Source organism: Paraburkholderia sp. WS6, from assembly GCF_030464835.1.
Lineage (GTDB): Bacteria > Pseudomonadota > Gammaproteobacteria > Burkholderiales > Burkholderiaceae > Paraburkholderia > Paraburkholderia madseniana.
On the sequence record NZ_JALQCK010000002.1, the window covers coordinates 58182 to 73006 of the forward strand.

Genomic DNA, 14825 nt, shown 5'->3' on the forward strand with positions numbered 1-14825 from the left:
CTGAATGGAGCACGAACATGTTCAAGTACCTTCGGCTTATCCTCGCGGTGCCGCTTCTGCTGGTGGCGGTTTCATGTTCGACACAGCAGACAGCGTCGACGCCGGGAACCGATCCGGAACTCGAAGCGAAGGCACGCGCCGCACTACAACTACTAGTCAGCGACGCGCCACGGACACAACAAATTCAGCAACAGGCCAAAGCGGTTCTGGTATTCCCCGATATTCTGAAAGTGGGGCTCATCGCCGGCGCGCAAGGCGGCAAGGGGGTGATGTTCGCCCCCGATGGAACGGTAATGGGCTACTACACCGCGAGAGCAGTCTCCTGGGGATTGCAAGCGGGCGGACAAACCTTTTCTGAAGCCATGTTCCTGATGAGCGATTCAGCCATCAATTACCTCAACGCGAGCGACGGATGGTCAGTCGGCGTCGGCCCAAGCGTGGTGGTCGTGGACGCGGGAATGGGCAAATCGATGACCACCACGACCCTGAAATCCGACGTCTATGCGTTCATCTACGGTCAGCAAGGATTGATGGCAGGTCTCGGCGTGCAAGGGCAAAAAATCACCAAATACACGCCGTGATCCGGCGTGCGGCTCCCCTCGCGCAAGCTGAACGTTGCGCGTGAGGAGCCTTGTCTGGTATCGCGGTCCGATGAAAATCGCCCCATATGACTGGGCGATGCCGCCTTATTGTTTGATACCTTCAGCCTGGATGTGCAGCACCGTTTGCATCCTGAAGCCGTAAGTCTTGCCCATGTCAACGCCAAAGTCCGACCGGTCGAAACTCGCGGTCGAATCCGTGCCGCACACTTCGCGCTTGAGCAGCGGGTTCTGGAAGCACTTGAACGACTCGATCTTCAGATTCAGCGGCTTCGTCACACCGTGCAGGGTCAACTCGCCGATCACTTCGACCGGCACATCGCCCTTGAACGTCATCGACTTGCCCTTATAGACAGCGGTCGGGAATTGAGTGGCATCGAAGAATTTCGGGCTCTTCAACGCCGTATCCAGCGTATCGTTGCCGATATCCACCGACGCCATGTCAATAGTCGCTTCCAGCGTGCCGGTCCTGGCTTCGCGATCGATCTTCACTGTGCCGCTGCTCTTGTTGAACTTGCCGCGCCAGATCGAGACGCCACCGAAGTGATCGGCTTCAAAGCTGGGGTACGTGTGCGTGGGATCCAGTTGATACGTGGTCTCCGCTGCCTTTGCGCCGAACGATGTGTTTGCTGCCAGAGCGGCGATCGCTACGGCCAAAAGTTGCTTCTTCATTGTGATCCTCCTGGGGAGTCTGAGCGGTTTTGCTGCTTACTTTTTGGCTTCAACAATGTGAAACCTGATCGACACTTCGTCGGCGACGACCGACGTGTCTTTCCATTCGCCTGAGCCAATGTCGAACTGGCTACGCTTGATCGGCAAAGTGCCGTCGAAGGTTTGCGTCGCACCCTGCTGCGTGACGGTGACCGGCACCGTAACGTTTTCAGACTTGCCCTTGATGGTCAGCTTGCCGCTGACCTTGAACTGGTTGCCGCCAGCCGGTGCAATGGTGCTCGAGACGAATGTGGCGTTGGGAAACTGCGCCGTGTCGAACCAGTCTTTGCCGCGCACCTGCTGGTTGTAGCTTTGGTCGCCGAGATCGTAGCTGGCTGTGTCGATGGTCAGTTGCGCGCTGCCCGCCGTCGGCTTGGCCGGATCGAAGACGAGCTGCGCAGTGAACTTTCTGAACGTCCCGTCGACAGGCACGTTCATCTGCTTCGAGGTGGCGGTTACTGTGCTTTTCGACGTATCGACCTGCGCATGCGCAACACCCAGAAAGGGCGACATGGCAGCCGTAGCGGCCAATATCAGTTGACGGAATCGGGGTTTCATATCTGTCTTGAGCCTCTTGCTACTTTGGAAAATGGATCATGCGGGCGAGCAAGCCGTCACGATCAACTGTGTGGATAAACGATGGCGAATAGCGTATTCAAAGAGAACATGTTGTTATCCTCACGATGCAATCGAGCGGCCGCAGGACATTTAGAACAGGTGTCGAATACCCACCATCGCACCGGTTTGACTCACGCCTGGCAATGGCGTCGAAGCGGGCGGCACCACGCCACCGTCAATCGAGAACGCTGCGTTACGCTGGTTAAACACGTGCCCTGCCGTGACGTACACCGCAGTGCCCTTGGACAGGAAGTACATCGCGCGCGCTGCGATCACGGAGCCCCCCAAGTCGTGGCCGCTCACGGTGATATGACCGAACTGTGCGTCAAGCGCAATATATGGAACGGGCAAATAGGATCCACCGACCCACCAATAGTTGCTGGTCGCGTCGAAGACTTTCGGCGTCTGTGCTCCGTGATTGATCCGGTGTTGGAATCCCGCTCCGAAAGTCGAATTGCCAAACTTCACGTAGCCGTCGATGACGGCGCGTGTATCGGTTTGCGAGCTAAGTGGCAAGGGCGAGCCAGTGCCGCCCCCACCGTAGTTGCGATCGATGGCCGCTGCCGCACCCCATTTCCCGGCGTCATATTTCACCATCGCGGACATTGATTTGCAGGCCCGCCAGTCAGTCGGCGATTGGCCGGCGCACCCTCCGGCCGGCGCACTATCGGCCACGTCACGTCCCAGTGAATACATCGCGCTCACAGTCAGTCCCGACGACGTGAAGGTATAGGCGATCGAATTGTCAACGCGCGGCTGGGTCAAGTAGGGGTCAAGATCGGCGGCGGCAAAGATATTCGGCGCCAGCGTGTCGCCCGTTAATACCGCCCAGAAGATTTGCGAATATTGCCGCCCGAGGGTCAAGGTCCCCCACCGCCCCGCAAGCCCGACATAGGCCTGCCTGCCAAACAGACGCCCCCCTTGATTCAGCGTGCCCTGTCCGGGAGCAAACCCCGACTCCAATACAAAAACCGCACTCAGACCACCACCCAGATCCTCTTTGCCACGAAGGCCCCACAGCGATGGTAGCGAGGCTGTGAGAGACGGCATGTGCACTGAGCTGGATTTTTTAGCACCGACGTTCGTCACATATTCGACGCCGGTATCGATGATCCCATATAGGGTGACAGAGCTCTGCGCATGCGATACGCCCGACGCACACGCCGCAAGCGACGAGAACGTCCACCAAAATAGCCGGTGCCATGAATGGCCACCTCTGCCCCGATTCAACCCTGCGCTCATTTTTTCGTCTCCAATGTTGTTGAAATCTCAAGACGACGGCACCCCTGCGCCGTCGCGCGTCGAGCCTGCAGCGTCGTGCTGACCGTATATTGATTTGCGTCGATTCAGCCGGCTCGGTCAGCGGCTGCTGATCGAACCCAATGCGCGGTTGATGTCGCGATGTCCTGTCACCTTCGCGGCGAGATCATCGACGGCCTGCGGAAGCCGGTCGCCGCGCCACACGACATGCATGTCGGGCCGCACGAGGATGAGGTCGCGCTCATAGACGGTGCGAAGCGCCGAATCCGCGAGCACGAGCACGTCGAGCGGCGCGCCGAGCGCTTCGAACGCGGCGAGAAGCGGGCTCGCATCATGCCCACCCGTGACGTCGATCAACGTGTAGCGCTCCGGCCGTAATCGGTCCTGGATGGCGCTTCCGTCGGTGAGCCACATATGGGGAAGCCGCGCGCCCGGCCACGTAGTGGGAAGATAGGCCCGCAGATCGTGCTGCGGCCCTCCCGGTACATTGTCGATAATGGGCGAATCCACATAGCGATAGCCCAGTTCCGCGCCGATCATCTCGTTCGACTTGCGCTGCTCCACGTTCGCCACAACGGCCAGGTGGGTACGAGCAGTCGCCCCTGCGGGCGTATCGTCCCCGATCTCCGGGCGCACCTCGGCCAACCATGCGCGATATCCAAGCGACGCGTAGCGCGATGCGCCGACGACCCGCTCGCCAATCTGGCGCCGTTCAGCTTCATAGGAGGCCAGCAACCCCGGGCCGCCCCACCCTTGCAGCGTAGCGGCCAACTTCCAGGCAAGATCGGTAGCATCGCCAACGCCGGTGTTCATGCCAAGACCGCCCGTAGGAATCACGAGGTGCACCGCATCGCCTGCGAGAAACACCCGTCCCTTTCCATAGCGTTCGGCCAGCAGCAGATTCTGCCGCCATTCCGCGCAATACAGCATCTCGTAGGGCAACGCATCGCCGATGATCCGCTCGAACATCCGCCGCATCTCGTCATCGCTCTCGACGGCGGAATGGACCGTCCAATGTCGTGTGGAATCCTGCATGATCATGAAAGTGGGAGGCCCGCCCGCCACCAGATAGTGCCGCCCCCGGCTCGGCCCGTTGCCCATCGGAAGCCGCTCGTAGAGTTGCTCGCAGTAGAACAGGCCCTGCCTCAATCGCGCAATATCGCCCTCGCCCTCCAGATGGATGCCCAGTTGCTTGCGTACATGGCTCGCGCCGCCGTCGCAGCCCACGAGGTAGGCGGCCTTCAAGGTTCTTCTCACACCGTCGGCGGCATTGACCGCGACCAGAACGCCATCGTCCTGCTCGGTGAATTCCAGAAACGTCGTACTCCGCATCACCGTGACCGCCGGCAATCGCTCGGCCACCTCAAGAAGAAGCGGCTCCAGTGTGTACTGCGAGATGAGCTGATAGGGCTCGATCGGAAGGCTGCCGTCGTGGCTCTCGTGCGTGAGCGCGCGAGCCTCCGCCACCGACGGATAGGGCAAGCGCAGAATCGGAGGCTCGGTCATGGAGCGGATGATCTGGATGTCCATGGGGACGTCTTCGGGCATGCCGGCAGCCCGGATGCAGTCCGCGAGATCAAGCCGCCGGAAGATCTCCATGGTGCGCGCGTTGCAACGCTCCATTTTCGGCAGAAACTGAGGCTCTGCCTTTTGCTCGACAAGCACACACGCTATGCCGCGCTTGCCAAGGTCGATCGCAAGTGTCAGTCCTACCGGGCCAGCGCCGACTATGATGACTTGAGTTTCCAAATCCGATCTCCGTTTTCCATTCCATGTCAGCCGGACTCAGCGCCGGGGCTATGCCACAACCTGATTTCGCCCTCTGGCCGGCCAGATCGCACCGTATGGCCGCCTGGTCCGGATCGGGACTTACCATCCTTGGCGCCATTTTTTTGTGGATCAGCCCGGCGCGTAAATCGTCGCTACAATTGTTATTTTTATTAGCAATGCCAATGAAGTTATTGAAGGACCAACTCTGAACCTTTCATATCCAACCAGGCTCGATTGATCCGACTCCTCCCTCACGTCTGCCCTGGTTCAGCGTATGACGCGTTGCTCACTCAGAAAGGAAGCTGACTATCCGAATTCGCCCGGGTAACATTTATTTGATTTTTCAACTACATTTGAAGTGGAGTATAGTTGATTTTTCAAATATACGTACCCATGTAAACCCGCAACCCACCGATGACCATGAAGACACCCAAGCGACCACAAGAACTCGAGCAGGCGATTCCGTTCCTGTTGACACGTGCCGGAGGCCGGATGGGCAACGCATTCGCGAAGGCACTGAAGCCGTTCGGCCTGAACCTCAGCGAGTGGCGGGTCTGTGCCTCGCTGCTGTACGTTCCGCACCAGACCTTGTCTGAATTGTCGGTGCACGCGACATCGGATATTTCCGCGCTGTCGAGGATCATTGACCGTCTTGAGAGCCAGGAGCTGGTCAAGCGCGAGAAGAGCACGACGGATGGACGATCAATCAGGATTGCCCTGACAAGCAAGGGAGACGAACTGGCGCTGCGCATCGTCCCGGTCGCGAAGCAACATGAGTCGGTGATACTGACCGGTTTCACGGCAAACGACGTTCAGGTTCTTCGCACCATGCTGCTCAAGGTGTACGAAAACGCTGGCGCACTTGATGACCTTGTTTGACTTGACTCGACTCGTTCGCGGCTGGAGTGTCATTCTTCGTCCCGTCTTCTGGTCGGCACTCATCCCAAAAAGTAGTTATAATTGAGCGCGTAATCACTCTATATTTATGCAGACACACGATGGCACGCCCTTTGAGTCCGGAAAAACGCGGCGCCCTGCTGCTGTCCGCAACGCAGACCGTTGCTGAACAGGGCGTGCTGGCCACCACAGCGGGCATCGCCCGGCGCGCCGGTGTGGCCGAAGGCACCTTGTTCACCTACTTCGAGAGCAAGGACGCCTTGTTCCAGGAACTGTACCTGCACCTGAAGCAGGATCTGGCGCGATCCGTGATGCCGGATTATCCACACGATGCGGGCTACCGGCAGCGCATGCAGCACGTCTTCGAGCGCTACGTGAATTGGGGGCTGGCCAATGCGGCTGGGCGGTTCGCCCTCTCGCGGCTTTCGGCCTCCGGCCACATACTCGACGACACACGAGCACAGGGAGTGGGGCCGTTTCTGGCGGTGTCCCAGATGATGGAGGACGCCGTGCGCGATGGCGTACTGGTGGACGCCTCGATCGCATTTCTTTCGTCCATAATTGAGCACATCGCCGACACGACGATCGAGTACGTCGACAAGCACCCCGAGAGCGCCGAACGTCACCGTCAACTCGGTTTTCATGTCGCCTGGCGGGCAATCACGGTATAAAAATTTTCGATTATTATTGAGCGCGTACGCGCTCATTATTTGAAAGGAGAACGGTGTCATGTCAAGTCAGAAGTGGTTCATTACCGGCGCGTCCGGCGGTCTCGGGCTCGCCCTCACGGAAAAAGTACTGGCCCAGGGGCATCCTGTGGTTGCAGCCGTGCGCCGTGTCGAAGCGATGCAGGCGTTGAAGCAGGCCTATCCGGATCTGCTTCAGGTGGAGTCAGTCGACCTGGCCGATCACGAACAGGTTCGGGCCGCCGCAGCGCGCCATCCCGATGTCGACGTGGTCGTCAACAACGCGGGTGGCGCCGTTATCGGCGCGATGGAGGAAATGAGCGAAGCCGATATCGAGCAGCAGATTGCGTTGAATCTGCTGGCGCCAATTCACGTCACGCGCGCCTTCCTCGGCGCGTTGCGCGCAAAGAAACGCGGCACGTTCATCCATGTCAGCAGCGTCGGCGGACGTGCGGCCTTCCCGGGAGGCGCGCTGTACCACGCCGCGAAGTTCGGCCTGGAAGGCTTTGCCGAAGCGGTGAGCCAGGAAATCGCCGAGTTCGGTATCAAGACCATCATCATCGAACCGGGCTCCATCAAGACCGGCTTCGTGGCCAATATCCGCTGGACCACAGAACTCGATGAATACAAGGACAGCGCGGTTGGCAAGCTGCGCCGCTGGATCGCGGAGAATGGCGACGCATACGCTTCGGGCGACCCCGTGAAAATGGCCGACGCCATCTATACGGTCAGCCAGATGCCGGAGCCGCCGCTGCGCACCGTCCTCGGCGGAGATGCCTATTCGGTGCTGGAGGCCGGCTACACCAGGAGTCTGGCCGCGCTGCAGGCGCAAAAGGACATTGCAGAGTCCGTGATGTTCGAGGGCAAGACCGGCTTCGTGCCCGAGTGAGCGGTGCCGCTACCCCTCTGACGAGGGGTGCGGCGTCGCGTCGAAGCTATGGCATTGCTGCCGTCTTTCATTAATGGATAGGCGTCAGTAGTGCGTAACTTGCGTCAAGCGCGGCGGTAGAGCTGCGCCCTGGACCCCAACCGAGTGCTTCGCGATAGCTGCCCAGGCGCACACCGTGCGGAAGATGTGCTTCGTCCACCGCGACGGTGGCATCGGCCTGCGGCGCGACGAACAGGGCATCCGCCGGACAGTACAGCTCGCACATGAAGCAGGTCTGACAGTCGTCCTGCCTCGCGATCCGTGGAATGCCGCCTTCCACTGCCTCGAACACGTTAGTGGGACATGCGCGCACGCAGATGTTGCATCCCGTGCAGCGCGATTCGCTCAAAATTTCGATCATGCATGGGCCCCTTGATGTTCAGCCGGCACCAACCCCGTGTCCACCTCCTTCCTGCGGACCCATACGTCGTCGAGACCTCCGCTGATCAACCTGTGGCGCTGCCCGGCATCGATCGACTTATATTCCGCGCGTCGATGCATGCCGCGCGTCTCGGTACGTACCTGCGCGCTGCGATACATCCAGCGCGCGGTCGCAACCATCGCCGCCGCCTCTCGCGCACGCACGGTCTGATGCGCGCCGCGTGCCGGCGCGCTGGTGCGCAAGCTCGCCCACAGCGCGTCGAGGCGGCCCAGCGAATCGTCCAGCAGGTCCCCGCTGCGCGTCCAGTTACGTTCATAGGGGAACACCTCGTCTTGCACGGCCTTCACGACACTCGCGCTGTCAAAGGACGTGTTGTGCGACGTGTCGCGCAAGCCGACATCGCCCGCGCAATAGAGTCTGCCGATGCCGGCCCCGGCGCGACGCTTCGCGAGCGCGTGGTCAGCAGCACCGGCACCCGCCCAGAAACCCGACGACATCGCCCATGCTGCGTTATGGCTGCCGCCTCCGGTGAACCCGCCGCAAATCATCTCGCGAGTCGCGGCGTCGCCTGACGCATAGAGACCCTCCACCGACGTCGAACAATCGCGGCCCGTGACATGCAGGCCACCGGTTCCGCGAACCGTCCCTTCCAACCTGAGCGTTACCGGGAAGTGCTGGGTGAAGGGATCGATTCCCAGCCGGTCGAAAGGCACGAAGAAGTTCGGTTGCGCCGTGCGCATCCACACGCGAACCTGTTCGTCGGCTCGATCGAGACAGGCGAAAACACGGCGCGTCTGCAGCTCGCGCGCGATGACGCTGCGCCCGAATGCCGAGCCCGCTCCCTCGAGCTTCACGCCCTGTTCGTCGTAGAACGTCGCCCACTTATAGAAGAGAGATTTGGTGACCGAAGCGAATGCCGGACCAAGACCATAGGCATTCGAGAACTCCATGCCGGACATCTCCGCGCCCACCTCGGCGGCCATCAAGTGGCCGTCGCCAGTCAGCACGTTGCAGCCGAGCGCGCGGCTCTGAAACGCGCAGCCGCCCGTTGCAATCACCACGGCCTTCGCGCGCGCGACCCACGTTTCCCCGCTCTGGCGCTGCACGCCGCGCGCGCCGGCAACCGCGCCCCCCCCATCCACGAGTAGTTCGAGGGCCGGGCTGTGATCGAGGATGCATGCACCGCTCTCCTTCACGCGCTTGCGCATCAGCCGCATATAATCCGGCCCCTGCAGCGATGTGCGCTGCGCCTCGCCGTTTTCGTCGACGGGAAACGGATAGCCCCATTCTGCAAGTTGGTGGACGTTCACCCAGGTTTGCTCAAGGACACGATCCATCCAGTCGTGTTCCGCAAGCTGGCCTCCCAGATCAAAACGGCTCTGTTTCGCCCGCTCTCGCGTATCGCTCAGCGGCGAGACATACCAGATCGCGGTGCCTGACGGCGCCGTCGCGCCCGACGTCCCGCAGAAGCCCTTGTCCGCGAGCACGACCGTCGCCCCTCTCGCTGCAGCGCTAATCGCGGCCCAGGTGCCGGCCGGACCGCCACCGATGACGAGCACATCGACATCATGACGCGTGGCTGCGGTTGCATCGTCCAGCGCGCCGCCGCTCACAATCGGTTGACTCATGTAAATCTTCTCCCATTAGGGCGAGATCCAAACGGCTCGCGTTCCAACGTCCCGCCGGCTGACGTCCGGCGATTCACAAGAAAAACGTCCTTAAAGCGGCCCTTCACCCATGCCGCGATACGCGTTTATCGTTTATTGTTAATCGCCCGAGACATTTCATTCGCACAGCTCGCGTTTATCGATACTCGCCTCAAACACTCCGAACCGGACTGCCGCATGCAAGCTTCACCCCGAAACCTTTCCCCGGTCGACCGCGCTGAAGACATCTCCGCCAAAGCAGCGGCAAATCTGCCATTGCAGTCGAGCGGCCGCGATCTGTCACGCAGGCAGCGGGAGATCATATGGACTGCGTTCCGTAATCATGAAGCCCTGCGCGCGTGGCCGGAAGCCGTCCTCGACGCCCTCGTCGAAGCTGGCTATCTGCGCACGTATGCAGATGGCGAGCTGATTTATCTCGCCAACGATCCCTGCACGGATGTCCACATCATTCTTTCCGGCATGCTCGAATGGGGATGGCCAAGCGCTCAGGGCATTCGGGCCGTCGAGACGTTCATCCCGCCAGGCGAGCTGGCCAACCTCATCGCCGTGATGACCGATCAGCGCTCCATTCACAACCAGCGGGCGCGCGGACTCACCCGGCTTTTTCACATTCCCGCAGATGCGTTGAACGCCGCACTCGAACGCGATCCAACCCTCACCGCAAGCCTGCTCCGGCTACTTGCCACGCGTGCACGCCACCTTCACGACTGCCTCGGCAATCTTGGTTTGATGTCGTTTCGCGCGCGCCTCGCCGGCCATTTACTCGCACTCGGCAAACGCTACGGCCACACTGATAACGATGGCGTGACGCTCGGCATCCGTCTGTCGCAGGAAGATCTGGCTGCGCTGCTCATGGCCTCACGCCAGCACGTCAACAAGGAGCTGCGCTGGTTCATAGACCGGCAACTCGTGCGCATCCGGTACGGCCGGATCACCTTGGTAGATACCGCCGAACTCGAGTCCATTGTCAGGCAGCCACCTGCCCATTCGATTGAACCGTTCGAGCCGCACCGCCCCGCTTGAGCAGCCGTACCAGATCGCTAACGGTACGACCTTTCGCGGTCGTATTCGAACGACGACGGGGTCATTATCCAGGTTGGCTGATTGGGCAATCTGTCGTTGACACGACAGTGCTTTGCTGTTTTTCTTTTATCTAAATCTGTCGCAACCCACTAACACTCAACGCAATCGATCCGATTTCTCGTCGAAGCGCGGCTAAGGAAAACAAGCATCAGACACGATGCCAATGCGGGCACCGCAGCCGCGACAAACAACGCGGTATTCGACCATTGCAGTCTGATCAGTTGTCCGGCCACGACAGGACCGATAATTGAGCCTGCCCGGCCGATTCCCAGACTCCAGCCGACCCCGGTGGCCCGCAGCGAGGTTGGATAGAGCGTCGCGGTCAACGCGTTGACCGCCGGCTGCCCACCGACGATGCAGATTCCGCTTATCAGCACGACGGCATAGCGCAACCCCGTTGATAGATCGGGAAGACCAACCGATGCCACCGAAAATGTCGCCACCAGAAAACTGAGCGCCAGGACACGATAGAAGCCGAAACGGTCCATCAACGGGCCCAGCAGCAGCGCACCCGCAGTACCGCCGATCTGCAACGAGGTGCCGATGAGTACAGCCGTCGACACCCCGTGGCCAACTCGCAAGGAAAGCATCGGAAGCCAGTTCGACAGGAAAAAGAGATCAAGCAGGTTCGCGAAGTTGATCCCCCATAGCAACAGCGTAGTCGTGCCGCGACCGTGGCGAAAGAGCTCGCCAACAGAGGCCTTCGCTTGCGGCTGCCCGCGAACGGCAAAGCGGGTCCCCGGCGCAAGCTGGACGTTCGGCGCGATTCGCCCAAGCCACTGAGCCACCCTTTCCAGGCTGCGCTGTTTGACCACCAGCAGTTGGAGCGATTCAGGCAGATACCTGGCCATCGGGACGGCAATGAGCAGCGGCAATACGCCCCCAACGAAGAACACCGATCTCCAGCCCATCGACGGAAGCAAGGCTGCGCAGAGAAGTCCTCCAGCAATTGCCCCACCCGTGAAGCCACACGAGACCCATGTCATCAGCGACGCCCGATATTTCTGCGGACTGTATTCGCTGACCAACGCGATAGCGTTACCCATCACGCCGCCGATACCGAAACCGGTCAGGAAACGAAGGACAAGAAAATCCGGCACACTCTGAACCAGGGTGGTACCGAGCATGCATAGCCCATAGAAAACAGTCGCGCCGATGAGCACCGGCCGACGCCCCGCACGATCGGCCATGGCGCCGAGAACGATGGAGCCCGCGAGCATCCCCAGCAAACCGGCACCGAAGATGGGGCCGAGTTCGGCCGGGCTGATGCCCCACGCACGGACAATCGCAGGCGCGACAAAACCCATGGTCTGCACGTCGAACCCATCCATCACCACCGAGCAACCGATCATCACCATGATCCATTTCTGGAAGGTGCTCAGTGGCTGGCTATCGATCAACGCGCCAATGTCGACGATCGAAGCAGGCGCCTCTTCCACTCGCTGTGCAGTATCGGGGGTCACTCTTCACCTCGCTCCGTTTGCGCATCAAATCGTGCGCCAATGGGTCATTTCTGTCTTCTCGACGTTGCCGGGCGACGCGGATCCGTGCCCGTATGCGGCGAGCCCGGCACAACAGCTTTCTAGAACGGATAAGCCGGAAGTTCGTCGCGGCTCGTCACCCACTGCCATTCCGTGAACTGGTCGATGTTGGTCAGGGTGCTGTAGTTGTGCCCGTTGCCGGACAAACCCAGACCGCCCATCGGACCAAACACCTCGTGCATGACCGTCTGATCATTGATGTGGACGATGCCGGCGTGCAGTCGGTCCGCAATCCGCTGGGCGCGACGCAAATCCGAAGAAGCCACTGCCGCCACCAGGCCATACCGGTTCTGATTGGCGAGCATTACCGCTTCGTCATCGTTCTTGAACACGGTCACCGCGGCGACGGGACCAAAAATCTCTTCCTCGAACGCAGGCATCCCCGGCGCGACGTCCACCAAGACGGTCGGGTTAAAAAACAGCCCGGCGCGAGTCCCACCGGCGAGAAGCTTCGCGCCCTTGCTGACAGACTCCGCGACGATGCGATCGACGTTCGCGGCCTGCCGTTCATTGATGATGGGGCCGAGATGGACATTGCCCTTGAAAGGGTCGCCAACCGATAGAGCCTTAGTTCGCCTGACGAGGCTTTCAATGTAGGCGTCAGCAATGCGTTCATGAACGAGATGCCGGCCCGCGGACATGCAGACTTGCCCCTGATGCAAAAACGATCCCCACGCTCCTGCGCTCGCCGCAGCTTCGACATCGACGTCGTCAAGCACGATGTAGGGATTCTTGCCGCCGAGTTCGAGGCTCGCTCGCTTGAGCAAACCGCCTGCTACGGCGCCGATCGCCTGCCCAACCCGCGTGGATCCCGTGAAGCTGATCATGTTGACAAGCGGATCCCGGACCAGCGCGTCACCGGTTTCCGCCGCACCGGGGAGGACATGGAACAGCCCCTCGGGCAGCCCCGCAGCTTCGAAGAGCCGCGCATACAGGACACCGCCGCTGACCGGCGATTGCGGGTCGGGCTTGAGCAGCACTGCATTGCCGGTGGCCAACGCAGGAGCGATGGCGCGCGCCGCCAGAATGAACGGGGAATTCCATGGAGTAATGACGCCGACCACGCCCATTGGAATTCTGCGCGCTACGCTACGCCGCTCCTTCACGTCGCTTGTCGTGATCATCCCGGTTGGCTGGCTGCCCAATGCTGCAGCCTCGAGAATCTCGCGTATCGCCAACTTCACCTCCAGTTGCCCCTTGGGCCGTATCGACCCGGTCTCGCGGACAATCTGAACGGCGATCTCCTCTTTGTGCACCTCCAGCAAACGGGCGACCTCGCGCAACACATCCCCTCGCTGAGGCCCCGGCGTCGCGGCCCAGGCGCGTTGCGCATCGGTCGCGATCGCGGCGGCCGCGGACACATCGGCAACCGATGCGCAGCCAATCGATCCCATTTCCGCGCCGGTCGCCTTCTCGGTCACCGGGATTGTCCCCGCGCCTCCGGTCTTCCATCCGCCGCTATAGATTTTGTTACGCCACACATCTGCTGGTGCCAATTCAGTCACGGACATTCGATTTCTCCTATTCCTCGCATCATTCAAGACCGAACAAACGCTGTGCGTTTTCCCGTCCAATCTTCACGCGATCGGTTTCGCTGATCGAGCATGTGTCGAACCACTGGGACGCCTCGTCATGCGTTTCGAACGGATAGTCGACCGAATACATGATCCGGTCACTGCCCATTTCCAGCATCGTGGACAGCAGCGTCTGGGTTCTGAAATTGCCGCTCGTCGTGACGTAGACGTTCTCCCTGAGGTATTCGCCCACGCTGCGCTTGCAGGGCAATCCTCGTGGTGCCTTTTGAAGAATGTGGTCGACACGCCAGACGTTGAACGGAATCCCTTCGCCGAGATGGCCGAGAATCATCTGCAACCCAGGATTGCGGTCGAAGAGACCGGACGTCATCAGCCGCAGTGCGTGAATGCTCGTTTCAACCGCGAACGCCCAGGTGGCCGCGGTCAGCCACGGAAAACCGTCGTAGATCGGTTCGCGGGACGGCAACGGATCGCGAGGATGCATATAGAAAGGCTTGCCGAGCGCCGCCGCGCTCGCCCAGAAATCGGTGTACTGGGGGGCGTCGTAGTACACGACATTTTCCGCATCGCCCACCTGGGAAAAGCCGTTCACCATGAAGCCGTGGAATCCGAGATCCTTCACGCTCCGCTCGAGTTCACGTGCCGCCGCTTCGGGGTCCTGCATAGGCAACGCGGCAAATCCACCCAAACGGGATGGATGGCGGCCAACATGTTCTGCGAGGACATCATTGGCCCGTCGCGCAACATCGATCGCCTGCTTGATGTCCGGGATACCCTGGATGCCGGGCGAGTTGAGCGACAAGATTGAATACTCGGTTCCGCCCTGCTCCATCCGCTCGAGTCTCTGCTGCTCGATGTCCATCAGATTGGACTTCAGCATTTCCCAAACGGCGGCAGGCGCATAAATTTTCGACTGCTCGATAGTGAGGTCTATCGCAAAGTGTTCTTCAAGTGCAATCTTGTTTCTCATTGATCGGCTCCAATTCAAGGCATCGCAACCTCATCTGCAAAGGGAAGATGAGGCGCATCACACGGGTTTGTCCCAGAAACTAATTTATTTGATTTTTCAAACATGTTGAGACCGAGTGTACTTGATTTTTCAAATATATGTGCACCGCGTAAACCCTGAATCGACTGACTGGCACCCG

General features: G+C 60.3%; 14 protein-coding genes. 5 read left to right on the top strand and 9 right to left on the bottom strand.

Features of this window, described 5'->3' with window-relative positions:
• Positions 1-17 precede the first annotated feature (17 nt).
• The gene (locus M0D64_RS02805; RefSeq protein ID WP_266256529.1) at positions 18-581 is read left to right on the top strand and encodes a YSC84-related protein; all 564 of its coding nucleotides are present in this window, start codon (positions 18-20) and stop codon (positions 579-581) included.
• Between the two features lie 105 nt (positions 582-686).
• Here M0D64_RS02805 and M0D64_RS02810 read toward each other — a convergent pair whose 3' ends face one another.
• The 4 genes from M0D64_RS02810 to M0D64_RS02825 all read right to left on the bottom strand — a co-directional run bounded on the left by M0D64_RS02810 (position 687) and on the right by M0D64_RS02825 (position 4937).
• Complete coding sequence (locus M0D64_RS02810; RefSeq protein WP_266256530.1) at positions 687-1271, bottom strand: YceI family protein; 585 nt, start codon at positions 1269-1271, stop codon at positions 687-689.
• Positions 1272-1307: 36 nt separating this feature from the next.
• Positions 1308-1868: a YceI family protein gene (locus M0D64_RS02815; RefSeq protein ID WP_266256531.1), complete on the bottom strand. Its 561-nt coding sequence runs from the start codon at positions 1866-1868 to the stop codon at positions 1308-1310.
• A gap of 150 nt (positions 1869-2018) precedes the next feature.
• Positions 2019-3170: a porin gene (locus tag M0D64_RS02820; protein WP_266256532.1), complete on the bottom strand. Its 1152-nt coding sequence runs from the start codon at positions 3168-3170 to the stop codon at positions 2019-2021.
• 117 nt (positions 3171-3287) lie between these two features.
• Entirely contained in the window at positions 3288-4937 is a 1650-nt protein-coding gene (locus M0D64_RS02825; protein WP_266256533.1) for an FAD-dependent monooxygenase, read from the bottom strand.
• A gap of 435 nt (positions 4938-5372) precedes the next feature.
• On the opposite strand from M0D64_RS02825, the gene M0D64_RS02830 reads away from it, so the two are divergent.
• From M0D64_RS02830 to M0D64_RS02840, 3 genes are all read left to right on the top strand, one after another.
• Positions 5373-5837 (top strand): MarR family transcriptional regulator, encoded by a 465-nt coding sequence (locus tag M0D64_RS02830; protein WP_308101691.1) that lies wholly within the window; start codon positions 5373-5375, stop codon positions 5835-5837.
• Between the two features lie 119 nt (positions 5838-5956).
• Positions 5957-6526 (top strand): TetR/AcrR family transcriptional regulator, encoded by a 570-nt coding sequence (locus M0D64_RS02835; RefSeq protein WP_266256534.1) that lies wholly within the window; start codon positions 5957-5959, stop codon positions 6524-6526.
• A gap of 58 nt (positions 6527-6584) precedes the next feature.
• Positions 6585-7430, top strand: coding sequence for an SDR family NAD(P)-dependent oxidoreductase (locus tag M0D64_RS02840; RefSeq protein ID WP_266256535.1), 846 nt, complete (start codon positions 6585-6587; stop codon positions 7428-7430).
• Positions 7431-7500: 70 nt separating this feature from the next.
• Here M0D64_RS02840 and M0D64_RS02845 read toward each other — a convergent pair whose 3' ends face one another.
• The gene (locus tag M0D64_RS02845) at positions 7501-7830 is read right to left on the bottom strand and encodes a ferredoxin family protein (RefSeq protein ID WP_266256536.1); all 330 of its coding nucleotides are present in this window, start codon (positions 7828-7830) and stop codon (positions 7501-7503) included.
• Positions 7827-9479 carry an FAD-binding protein gene (locus tag M0D64_RS02850; protein WP_266256537.1) on the bottom strand — a complete coding sequence of 551 codons (1653 nt, stop codon included), beginning with the start codon at positions 9477-9479 and terminating at the stop codon, positions 7827-7829. Before M0D64_RS02850 ends, M0D64_RS02845 begins: the two co-directional genes overlap by 4 nt.
• Here M0D64_RS02850 and M0D64_RS02855 point away from each other — a divergent pair.
• On the top strand, positions 9420-10541 hold the full coding sequence (locus tag M0D64_RS02855) for a Crp/Fnr family transcriptional regulator (protein WP_266256538.1): 1122 nt from the start codon (positions 9420-9422) through the stop codon (positions 10539-10541). The genes M0D64_RS02850 and M0D64_RS02855 overlap by 60 nt on opposite strands.
• A gap of 149 nt (positions 10542-10690) precedes the next feature.
• Here the strand turns inward: M0D64_RS02855 and M0D64_RS02860 are convergent, their stop codons facing one another.
• From M0D64_RS02860 to M0D64_RS02870, 3 genes are all read right to left on the bottom strand, one after another.
• Positions 10691-12064, bottom strand: coding sequence for an MFS transporter (locus tag M0D64_RS02860; RefSeq protein ID WP_266256539.1), 1374 nt, complete (start codon positions 12062-12064; stop codon positions 10691-10693).
• A 119-nt stretch (positions 12065-12183) separates the two neighbouring features.
• Entirely contained in the window at positions 12184-13653 is a 1470-nt protein-coding gene (locus tag M0D64_RS02865) for an aldehyde dehydrogenase family protein (protein ID WP_266256540.1), read from the bottom strand.
• Between the two features lie 22 nt (positions 13654-13675).
• Entirely contained in the window at positions 13676-14647 is a 972-nt protein-coding gene (locus M0D64_RS02870; protein ID WP_154564388.1) for an amidohydrolase family protein, read from the bottom strand.
• Between the last annotated feature and the right edge of the window lie 178 nt (positions 14648-14825).